7 protein-coding genes and 1 pseudogene are annotated in these 9,979 nt (G+C 65.8%); 5 read left to right on the top strand and 3 right to left on the bottom strand.

Going from position 1 to position 9,979, the window contains the following annotated elements; genetic code table 11:
* The first annotated feature begins 500 nt into the window (after positions 1–500).
* The 5 genes and pseudogenes from WBA97_RS13820 to WBA97_RS13800 all read left to right on the top strand — a co-directional run bounded on the left by WBA97_RS13820 (position 501) and on the right by WBA97_RS13800 (position 5,543).
* Positions 501–863, top strand: a complete 363-nt coding sequence (locus WBA97_RS13820; RefSeq protein ID WP_424231184.1) for a hypothetical protein — start codon at positions 501–503, stop codon at positions 861–863.
* A 452-nt stretch (positions 864–1,315) separates the two neighbouring features.
* Positions 1,316–2,935 carry a CHAT domain-containing protein gene (locus WBA97_RS13815; protein ID WP_424231183.1) on the top strand — a complete coding sequence of 540 codons (1,620 nt, stop codon included), beginning with the start codon at positions 1,316–1,318 and terminating at the stop codon, positions 2,933–2,935.
* The gene (locus WBA97_RS13810; protein WP_424231182.1) at positions 2,817–4,913 is read left to right on the top strand and encodes a hypothetical protein; all 2,097 of its coding nucleotides are present in this window, start codon (positions 2,817–2,819) and stop codon (positions 4,911–4,913) included. The genes WBA97_RS13815 and WBA97_RS13810 overlap by 119 nt, the downstream gene beginning before the upstream one ends.
* Before the next feature lie 39 nt (positions 4,914–4,952).
* Positions 4,953–5,201, top strand: a pseudogene (locus WBA97_RS13805) (transposase domain-containing protein); the annotation flags it as partial.
* 15 nt (positions 5,202–5,216) lie between these two features.
* Positions 5,217–5,543 carry a hypothetical protein gene (locus WBA97_RS13800; RefSeq protein WP_424231181.1) on the top strand — a complete coding sequence of 109 codons (327 nt, stop codon included), beginning with the start codon at positions 5,217–5,219 and terminating at the stop codon, positions 5,541–5,543.
* A gap of 289 nt (positions 5,544–5,832) precedes the next feature.
* On the opposite strand, the gene WBA97_RS13795 is transcribed toward WBA97_RS13800, so the two are convergent.
* From WBA97_RS13795 to WBA97_RS13785, 3 genes are read right to left on the bottom strand one after another with little or no spacing between them, the layout of a single operon-like run.
* A complete protein-coding gene (locus WBA97_RS13795; protein ID WP_424231180.1) occupies positions 5,833–7,923 on the bottom strand; it encodes a hypothetical protein in 2,091 nt (696 codons plus the stop codon).
* On the bottom strand, positions 7,920–8,576 hold the full coding sequence (locus tag WBA97_RS13790) for an ABC-three component system middle component 2 (protein WP_424231179.1): 657 nt from the start codon (positions 8,574–8,576) through the stop codon (positions 7,920–7,922). Before WBA97_RS13790 ends, WBA97_RS13795 begins: the two co-directional genes overlap by 4 nt.
* Positions 8,573–9,634: a hypothetical protein gene (locus WBA97_RS13785; RefSeq protein ID WP_424231178.1), complete on the bottom strand. Its 1,062-nt coding sequence runs from the start codon at positions 9,632–9,634 to the stop codon at positions 8,573–8,575. The genes WBA97_RS13790 and WBA97_RS13785 overlap by 4 nt, the downstream gene beginning before the upstream one ends.
* Positions 9,635–9,979: the final 345 nt, after the last annotated feature.

The raw sequence follows: 9,979 nt of genomic DNA, 5'->3' as shown, positions 1-9,979 counted from the left end.
TGGCACGGCAGGCACGGGCACCTCGGTGATCACGTAGCGTCAGAAACTTCATGATCACCTACGCCCGTGCCTGCCCTCGTCCGGGTCACCCAAGATCAACTCAAGTGATCTACTGCCGGAGCCTCTTATTCGGAGTCCTGCGCTGCAGCAGTCCCGATGGCGGCGCTCGCGGTGCTACCAGCTTGGCTGTCAGTGGCGTCGACTAGCTTAAGCTGAGGCATGCCATGACGAGGGCCGTCGGGCCGGGCCTGCATCCGCTACGACGGTGAACTGGTCGCCGCAGTCGAGTTGGTGATCACCTGAGCCGGGAACGAGGGGATGCTGCCGTAGCCCCAAGTCTCAAAGGATCGCACGCGTCTCGCCTCGGGAGCCCCTGTGGGCAACATCGGCCTCCCCGATTTAGGTCGCCGTATCCGCTCCTCGTCTTCGGAAGTAACGTGCGATTCCAATCGAGGGATATACCTCACAGTCTTTGTGATCAATCTGGGAGTTGATGTGCTGTGCCGGAGATCCTGCCTGGTGACCTAGTCCGGATGCGAGTGATCGGGGCTGAGGAGAACACCGCATTGGTGTTGCGCGAGTTGTCAGGGCTGTCCGGGGAGTCTGAGCTCGCTGGGCGGTTCACCCCCGTGCCCGCTGTGGAGAACGACTCCGATGGCATTTTCGGAGTCGTGGAGGTGGTGCAGGACTTCATCGTTGGTGCGGGCGTCGAGCTGACAGGGGCTGCGGTCACCGCGGCGGTGCAGACCGTGGTATCCCGGATCCGCAAACGCGCTCCAGGTAAGGCCGCTGACGACCGAATCACCGTGTCTGTGAAGGAGGACGGGGTCACCGAGGTCGTTGTGCGGTTGCAGCCGGAATGATCCCACCGGTGGTGCTGACCGTCGAGGATGTCGACGCAGGTGGTCTGTTCGGCGTGCGCCGGGAGACGGTGACTGGCTCCGCGGAGCCTCACCCGGTCCGCCTGCCGGTAACTCGGCTGGACCGCACTGGGTTAGAGGCGCTGCTCAACGCAGGCCGAACCGCTGGGGTGGACCTGGCGGCCCGCCGGTACGCTCGGTATTTGCGCTTGGCGCTAGGCCCAGTCTGGCCCGACGGTGACGACCCGGTTGTGCTGGCGGTGTCAGGGTCCGGCGCGGCGCACCGGCCGTTGTGGGAGGCGCTGCATGTCACCGGAGATTGCCTGGTGGTTCATCTGGAGCGTTCCGAGGCACGGTCACCCACACCACTCGCCCCAGCCGTCGCGGAATTGGTCTGGTTGGGCTCGCGACCGCATGGCGATCGGGACCTTCCGCGCCATCTTGTGCTCGGTGAGGTGCTGGCCGAGGTGCTGCGGCCTGACTCCGGGATCGCCCCGCGGTCGCTGCGCACTGACGCTCACCGGGCCGACCTGGCTTTCGATCGCTGGCCTGCGCCGGAAGCGCTACGGGTGGTGCACCTGGACGCCCACGGCAAATCCGGGGTCGAGGTGGCGGACGACGACCTGGACGCGGTTTTCTCTTTCCAGGTCCGCGATGGGAACGACGCGGTCTCGGTCTCGGACACCGAACTGCTGGATCTGCTGCGCGCGCTGGGCTGCGCGGTCTTCTTCACCAACTCCTGTTCTGCTGCTCAACAGCGCGGCATCGATGAGGTGCCGTTCCCTGCGCAGGTGGTACGCGCCGGAGCTCGGGTCGCGCTGGGTGCTAGAGAACCATTGCAGGCTGGCGCAGCGGTGGCCTTGTTCCGGTCGCTGTACGCCCGCCTGGCAGCAGGCGTGCCGTTGGCCGACGCGGTCCGCTCAGGGCTGGATGCCCTGCGAGACAGCTCCGGCACGACCGATGAATGCACCTACCGTCTCGTGCAGCCCGTGCTGTGGTTGCGCGACATTGACGATCTCGCCATGAGCTTCGCCGGCACGCCAGGCGAACCGGTCGAACCGGCCCGCTTGACCACTGAGGAAGGCGTGCTGGGCAGGCTGTTCGCCGCCGCCGAGGATATGTCCGGTCCGATCACCGTGCAGGCGCAACCGTCCAGCGGGCTCTCCGCCGACACCCTCGACCATCTGGGCCACCTGCTTACCCGTTGCGCCCCTACGAGCGGGCCGGGCGGCGCCTTCCTGCTTCCCCGCCTCACTTTCCGCGAGCGTATGGCGCTGGTCGCGTCGCGGTTCGCCGGACCGCCCGCGTTGCATGAGTTGCTCGCCAACGTGCTCCCTGAAGACCCGACTTACCTGGATCGTATGAGTGTGGCCCACGACCGTGACCCGATCCGCGCACTGCTCACCGCACTGAGCTGGGGCGGCGCCCCAGCCGTCGAATTCGCTGACCGGGTGGCCGATGCCCGCGCGCAGGTCAACCGGCACGCCGAGGAAACTGCCGCGGACGAAGCGCCGCTGCGCCAGCTAAGGCGCGCATACCGCGACCTCCAGCTCGCCCTGCCTGCATACGCGCAGCGCGACGACACCGTCGAGGACGGTCTGCCCCTACCCGCCCTCTCGCTTACTGAGGACGTCGCCGATCACATCCGCGCCGGACGGCTAGCCTCGGTCGTCGATCCAGTCTGCCTAATCGAGCCGTTTCCGGTCGTTCAAGACGTCGTGCGAGCCGGGATACCACCTCAAGACGTGCACGTTCTGTCGTTGCGACGGGTGATCGCCGAACCAACCCGGACCCGGACGGAGGACCTAGCCTGGAGCAGTTCCCTGCGCGCCTCGACGACAGCCAACCTGGCCTTGGCCGTCGCCGCCCGGCAGCTGGGGCAGCTGCGACCTGCTCGGTCTTACCCGGGCCGCACAGGGCCTGGCACAGCTGGACTTCACCGCCTCAATCGCCCTCGTGCGCGGTCTAAAGACGGGCCTGCCCGCTTGGCCGCAGATCCACGAGGAGCTGATCGAGAACTACACCACGTTGGAGGACGCGCTGGTCGACGTGGACCAGCAGTCGGTGGAGGCTGATGAGGACCACGACACCTGGTTTGGCTGGACGCGGCGTGCGCTGGCCGCGCTGCACGCAGGCGAGCCGGGTCGGGTTCTCGACGTGGTGGCCGCTGCCCGTACCCGCCTCGGCGATGACGTACCGAGAACACTGCGTCGAACCGAGGCGTACGCACTGGCCAGGACTGGGCATCCCGACCAGGCGCTAACACTGGCCCTGGCCGACGTCAAGAACTTGCCCATGATGTCGCGGTTCGACCAGGCCGAGATGCTGCACTTGCTTGGCGACCTCGCCGAGCATCGCGGCAGGCTCGGACAGGCCATCCGATACCTGCTCAACGAGCGCACGGTCAACCCGCCTGTCCAGGCCGGGCGTCTTCACAACCGGCTGCACCTGATGAACCTGCTGCTGACTTCCGAAACACCGGCCCACCGGGCGATGGCGGCGACTGTAGCAAGTGAAGGGCTGGCCATGGCGCGGCAGCTAGACACAGATCCGACCCCCTTCGCGGACGCCCTGCTCCGATTGGCCCTGAACAGCTCGATTTCCGGCAACCTGGACGAAGTGCTGTCTGTCGTGGGTGCCGACGGTTCGGCGTCCTTGACGACGCTAGCTATCGGGGCAGACGCGGTCAGTCGTGGTGAGGGACAGAAGGCCGTCGCCGCGCTCACCCCGCTGCTGAAAGGCAAGAGCACCATCGCCGCGCACGCCGCGCTGCTGCTCGGCTCCGGTCCGCTGACCGGGCCGGAACGGACCGCGGTGCTGCGACTGGGCAGCGAAATCGTCGACGGCCGGCGGTACCGGTTCCTGTGCACGTGGCTGTTGTTCGACGCCTACTGGGCTGACGGCCAGCACGAGGCGCTGGTTGAGGTGGCCCGCGACCACCTGGACAACGAATTGCCCCGAGTTGCAGGCGCGGCTCGGATGGCCTTGGGTGCGGTCGCGCTAACACGCGGCGAGCATGACGACGCCGTGCGCTGGTACGGCGAGGCGGTCGTACTGGCGGGGCTCGAAGTGCTGGAGGAACCCTTAGGGCGTAACGTTCTTGCCCGCTATCCGGAGCAGCTTTACCAGGTCGGCGCCGAGAATAACGAGCTGCTGCGGGCGCGGATAACAGCCGAGGCTGCAGGACGGAAACCTGAAGGCGTCGCGGCTCGGGTCGGGTTAGTCGAGGCGATCGATGCCTGGGCAGAAATGTTCTACAGCGGATCGCTAGCAGGCGAACTCGTCGACCTGATCGAGGACGCGGTCAAGCGGCAGCGCACCCCGGAAGCAGCCGATGCCGTGGCCACGCGTCTTGAGGCGTTGCGCTCGGACATGCGTCGCCGATCCGTAGATGCACCATACGACGACACGGCCGCGGAGGCCGCCAAATTTCTCACATGGGTCTCTGAACGCTTGTGGGACCATGAGAAGCTCGAAGCAGCGCTAGCCGCCCGCGGGCACGCATGCCGCCTGCATCACGAGCTGGACGACCACGCGTCGCTGGCCCTGGAACTGGGTTGGATGGGTGCCATTGCCCGGCAGGCCGGGCGCCCCGGCGAGGCCGAGGCGATCTACCAGCGGGCCATCGCCATCGGGGCTACTGCGCTACCGCCGTCCGAGCAAGCCTTCGTCATCGGCCGTTACGGCAATCTGCTGCACCAACAGGGTGACTTCGCCGCTGCGGTCCACCAGCAGTGGCGCGCGGTGTGTGTATTGAGCGGTACTTTCCGGCCGCTGACCGTCGAATCTTTGGCGGAACTTGATGACGTGCCGAGAGCAGCAGATCCCACGGATGCAGTGGACGAGCATCAGCAATGCCGTTGGGCACTTCTGCTTGTCAACCTGGCGAACTGCTTGTTGGCCATCCATAGCCCACTCTTTCCCTCGACCATCGACTTGGCGGAGACCGCGTACGCTGCCGCACATCGCCTACACACCAAGCAGGACAACAACATGCGCACAATCGATGGCCTGCTGAACCAGCTCCGGGCACTGCGGCAACGCCTGACCTAGCCCCAATGCCGGTCGGGTTAATACCGGCGTCGGGAGCAGCGGGCTCATGCGTTACCCGCTCGATTGGCCTTCTATTTCACGCTTGCGTTGTGTCTGATTCCGCACGAGTCGTACCGGTCGGCGGCGAAGATTATCATGGCGGTGTTCGGTCGTGGCGGTCAGGGTTATCGGGTGCCGACGACCGGGTCGATTGGTGATGCTCGTCGTCGTTTGGGTTCGGAGTCGATGGAAACCGCGACGCGGGCGGTGATGCGACCGAGAGTGGGCCGGGAGATGGTGGGGACTTGATATAAGGGTTGGTTGTTGACAGCGGTTGACGGTACGACGTTTACGGTACCGGATACCGAGGAGAACGACCGTGAGTTCGGACGGCCTGGCTCGGGTCGCGGCGCGGAGAAGACGGCCTATCCACAAATTCACACACCATGTTTGGTGGAACTGGAAACCCATACAGTCTTCGACGCCCGGGGTGGTTATGCCGCCGCGGAGACGATGTTGACCGAGGAGATGTTCCCTTCGTTGCGGCCGGGCATGCTGGTACTGGCCGATCGACACATCTACTCGTTCCGCTGCTGGACCAAGGCGGTTACACCGGCGCTGAACTGCTATGGAGAGTGGCAGCGACCCTGAGTCTGCATCCGGTGGAAATGCTGTCCGACGGCTCTCACGTCGCCGAGATCACCAACCGAAGAAGTCGAGGTTCCCGCCCTTCCGGCTACGGCTGATCGAGTATCGGTTGCCTTGGTCGGGACGATGTGTATCGACTCGTGACCACGATCTTCGATCCGCTCCAAGCGCCCGCTAGATGAACCGGACCGTAAAGAATGACGGACGCCACTACCTCACTACAGAACCTGGCCTGTAAAGGTACAACTGCATGACGCCTGCCACTGAAGCGTACGAACTTTTCTGCGGTCGGTCAGGAGACTTCGTCGTCGATGAGGCCGTAGGGGGGTTGGTCTTCCCGTCGGGAGTAGCGGACGACGATGTCGGCGTCGGCGGTGGTGGGGGGTGCGTTGTCGACGACAATGATCTGGGCGCCGTGGCCAGGGCCTGCGAGCCAGGTGTGAAGGTGTTGGTAGAAGTCGGTGACAGCGATGCTGTCGGCGAACTCGGCGTCGCGGTCGCCGCCTTGGCCGAGGTTCTTCTGAGGGCTGTCGATCATGAGGAAGCCCGGGTGGGCACTGCCGGTCTCCCAGGCAATCTGGAAGATGGCCAGTACCCAGGCCAGGGAGATCAGGGTCCGGCCACCGGAGGAGGCATTGGTGTAGCTCATGCCGCGCATGTGGGGGACGAGGCGGCCGTCGATGAACGCCTGGTCTAGCTTGGGGTAGCGCCAGGAGGTGAGGATGGCTACGTAACGCTCGCTGATGCGGTGGATGACGTCGTTGCGGTCCGGCTGGATGGCGGCCTCGTTCATCTCGGCCCGCAGGGCGGCGACGTTCGCTTCCAGGCGGGTGACCGTAGCTCCGCGCCGGTCGAGGCTGTCGAGCATCCTGATCGCGGTCTTCGCCCGGTCCACGCTGGCAGCGGCGGCCTGCTGCTGGCGCATCAAATCGTCGCGCTGGCTGAGGTAGGGGCTCACAGCGTCGTTGGTGGCGGCGTCCACCTCGCGCGCGAGACCGGCCTCGACGTGGTTGGCCTGCTCGGCCTCGACGCGCAGGCGACCGAGGTCTGATTCAAGCTCCTCGACGAACGTGGTGATCTCCGCCAAGCGGGCCTTGGTGGCCCGCAGCTCGGAGGACACGTCGAACTTCGCCTCGGTCTCCAGACCGTCAGTGCTTGGTGCGGTGCCGTTGACAGACGTGCTGGCTTTGCTGGTCTGTACAGCGTGCACAGTGACCCCGGAGCTGCAGAGCGTGCAGTGGCCGTCGGCGATGTGCGGGGCATCGCAGAGCGTGGTCAGGCAGGCGGGACAGACCTTCACCTGCAATGGATCGAACAGCATCCGCGCCTCGGCGAGCATCGTGAGTTTGGTGATGTCGGCGGCGTACTGGGCGCGGAGGGGGACGAGGCGGCGCACCTGGGTCTCGCGGTCGCGCACGAGCGTCGCGGCCTGCTGTGCCTGCCGAGACGCGTCCTTGTGCCGTGCGCGCAGGTCGACGGCGAAGGTGGACGTCGCGCGGATCTGGCTATCCAGATCATCGAGTGCGCGGGCCGCGTGCTCAGCCGCTCGCTGAGCGTCGCTGCGGACGAGTTCAACCTCGATCCGCGTGCCGAACTCCTGTTCGTCGAGGAACGTTTGAGTTGTGGCGTAGTCGGCGCGGGCCTTGGCCAGTCGGGTCTCCAGCTCCCTGATTCGGCGACCTAGTTCGACCGCCTTGTCGTCGTGGACACCGAACACGACGTCGACCACTTGGCCGAGCTTGAGCCGCTTCATGGGCGAACTCTCGAACAGCAAGTGCTTATCGTCGAGGCGCTCGTTGGGCATGTAACTGAGCCACAGCAGGTCACGGATGCTGAGCGGATCGGTCCCAGACTCCGCCTGTGTGGGAGCCTCGCGCAGCTCCACCCCTTCCAGGCCGCAGTAGGACAGCAGGAAGCTCGACAGGCTGTCCGGAGCACCTGCAGGTTTGATCATCTTCTTGTCGAGCGGTGGGGTTTCGATGGCGCCCAACCGCCCTATCCTGACGAACGCGGCGACGGACGGTTCGCCGACGGCCCGCTCGATGACGTGGGGTTGTCCGTTGAGCTGCACCTCTAGCAGGGCAGACCTGACTTTGCGGAGGATCTCCGGGTGTTGCGGGTGGTCCTTTCCTCCGAGGCAGTAGGCCACGAACTCCAGGACGGACGATTTGCCCGTGCTGAACGCGCCTGCGATGACGGACAATGACCGCAGGTTCGCGTCTGCGTCTCGGAGGTCGACCTCGTAGTCGCGGTCCACGCCCTTGAGTCGAAGGCGCACGACTCGGATGCCGCGGGGAACGATGGCGGGCTGGGTCGCGGAGGAGCCCTCTGCGGGGGGTGGGGTGTCCTGTGTGGTGTTGGCGGGATCGTTCTCGGTGCTCATGTGCGGTGTCCGTCGGTGGGCGGGGGTTCAGGTCCGTCAATGATGGATAGGTCGGCTGCCGGGCTGTCCTCCAGCAGGTGGATGGCGTCGAGGAGGTCGAGGGTCTCTGGGCGCGCGGAGTCGAGTGCTGTCGTGGTCCAGGTGTGAACGGCTTCGCGTAGCCGTGTGTCGCTCAAGCGACGCAGCCTGCCGAGCAGGATCTCTGCGGACAGTCGGTACGACCGGGCGTAGACGGCGCTGAACTTTCCAGCGAGCTCGACGCCTTCGGTGGTCACGGCGTACAGCACGCTCTTGTCCACCGCTGGTGCCACTAAGCCGTAAGCCACGAGCAGGGCCAAGTCATGTTGGAGGCGCTCCCGTCGGGTGGTGAAGCGGTGCGCCGGGCTGGCGTAGCTCAATGCCCGCCCGTCGAAGCCCGCCATCAGCAGCCGCTTGCGGTCCCGGTCCTCCTCGTCGGTCAGCACGAGCATCGGGTTGGCCACGAGGAAGTCGTAGAAGCCCAGACGTTCGATCGATGCCCCGGGCAGATCCAGCTGGCGGAGCGATGCAAGCAACAGAACCAGCTGCGCTAGCCGGAAGACGACATCGTCCTCCGGTACCACGACCGGCGGTCGTGTGCTTGGTTCCGACGTGGCGTCGGGGGGCGTCGTCACGACGGCTCCGCCGCAGTCGCAGCATCGGGCGCGTCGCCCGGTTGCCCGCTCTCCGCAGGGCGGAGGTGGTCCTTCGCGACCTGCCGCCAGTGGCGGACCCATCCAGCCCGACGGTCGTCGACCACCCGGTGCATCAGGCCGGATGTGTGGACCGGACCCGCAGGAAGCCCGACTCCCAGCGCCTCGTGCTGGGCTCTGATCTCGCCCATCACCGACTTCTGCAAGCTTGGCAGGCGCGCGCCCTCGTGCGTCTGGCACGCGTCGTTGAAGTGGTCCTCCCATAGCCCGTGTACCGCCGCGTCGGCATGGGACAGTGCGGCGACCTCCGAGGGCACTCCCTTGTCCACGATCTCCCTCGCCATCACCTCGGCGTTGAAGAACTGGTGCTTGGACGCAGAGACCTCGGTGTGTCCCGCCTCCCGGAGCTGACGCACGAACAACGCTGAGTCCAGCCGGTCGGAGTCCTCATCTGCCAAGGCCACGACCTGGGCGACCGTGCGCGCCGGCCGGGCGGGTCCGTAGTAGTGCCTGCGCACCGCGTCCGCGTCGGGCGAGAGCAGAAGTCCCCGCAGCTCGTTCTCGTCCCACAGCTCGATCAGTACCCCGTGCTGCTTCTCCATTCGCTTCTTCCAGCCCGCCCACCACTTCAGCGTTGGTCCGTCCATGCTGGACGGCACGCAGAGAATCCACTGGTCCACCGTGTACTTCTCGATGGACGCGTGCTTCATCGCCGAGTTGAAGGACTCGCGGATCTGCGTTTGATGGGTACCGCCCGCGACCTGGGGCATGAAGTATTTCGACTGCCACACCACAATCTGGCCGCCGAGGTCACCAATGAACACATCGAGGCCCCAGTCACCCGGGTTGGCGGCGACCATGGCCGCGACACCGGGTCGGACGGCGCGGACGAGCTGCCCGATCATCTCCTCGAAGTCTTGCCGGGCACCGTGGGAATTCGCGCGGACCTCGTGCGCCCGGAAGTTGATGGGCGGGTCGCCGGCGGCCACCCCCGAAGGCAGGGTCGTCGCCGCGACGGTGTCCTGCGCCAACGCGATCACCGACCTCTACTTGTTGAACCGTGCCGCTGACGTATGCGCGGCACCCCGAAGGCCCATCGCCAGTCAACGCAGAACGTTACCGCCGATCGCAGAGCGTTGCTAACCTGTGCCACTTCTTGACCAGCGCACCGGAGCCCCCACTGTCGACAGCCGTTCACCTTCCTTCGCCACTCAGCAGCTGGCACGTGGGCCCCACCAAGCGGACGGCATCCGACTGTCCTAAGAGGCTCCGGCAGTAGATCACTTGAGTTGATCTTGGGTGACCCGGACGAGGGCAGGCACGGGCGTAGGTGATCATGAAGTTTCTGACGCTACGTGATCACCGAGGTGCCCGTGCCTGCCGTG

Origin of the sequence: Actinophytocola sp., from assembly GCF_049647105.1 — a bacterium.
In the GTDB taxonomy this organism is placed as follows: domain Bacteria; phylum Actinomycetota; class Actinomycetes; order Mycobacteriales; family Pseudonocardiaceae; genus Actinophytocola.
The sequence above is the reverse complement of the archived record's forward strand: the minus strand, read 5'-3'. Positions and strand labels throughout refer to the sequence as shown.

Bases quoted from the DNA above. Each gene is read 5' to 3' on its own strand.
- WBA97_RS13795 (WP_424231180.1), bottom strand. From the start codon at position 7,923: ATGAGCACCGAGAACGATCCCGCCAACACCACACAGGACACCCCACCC.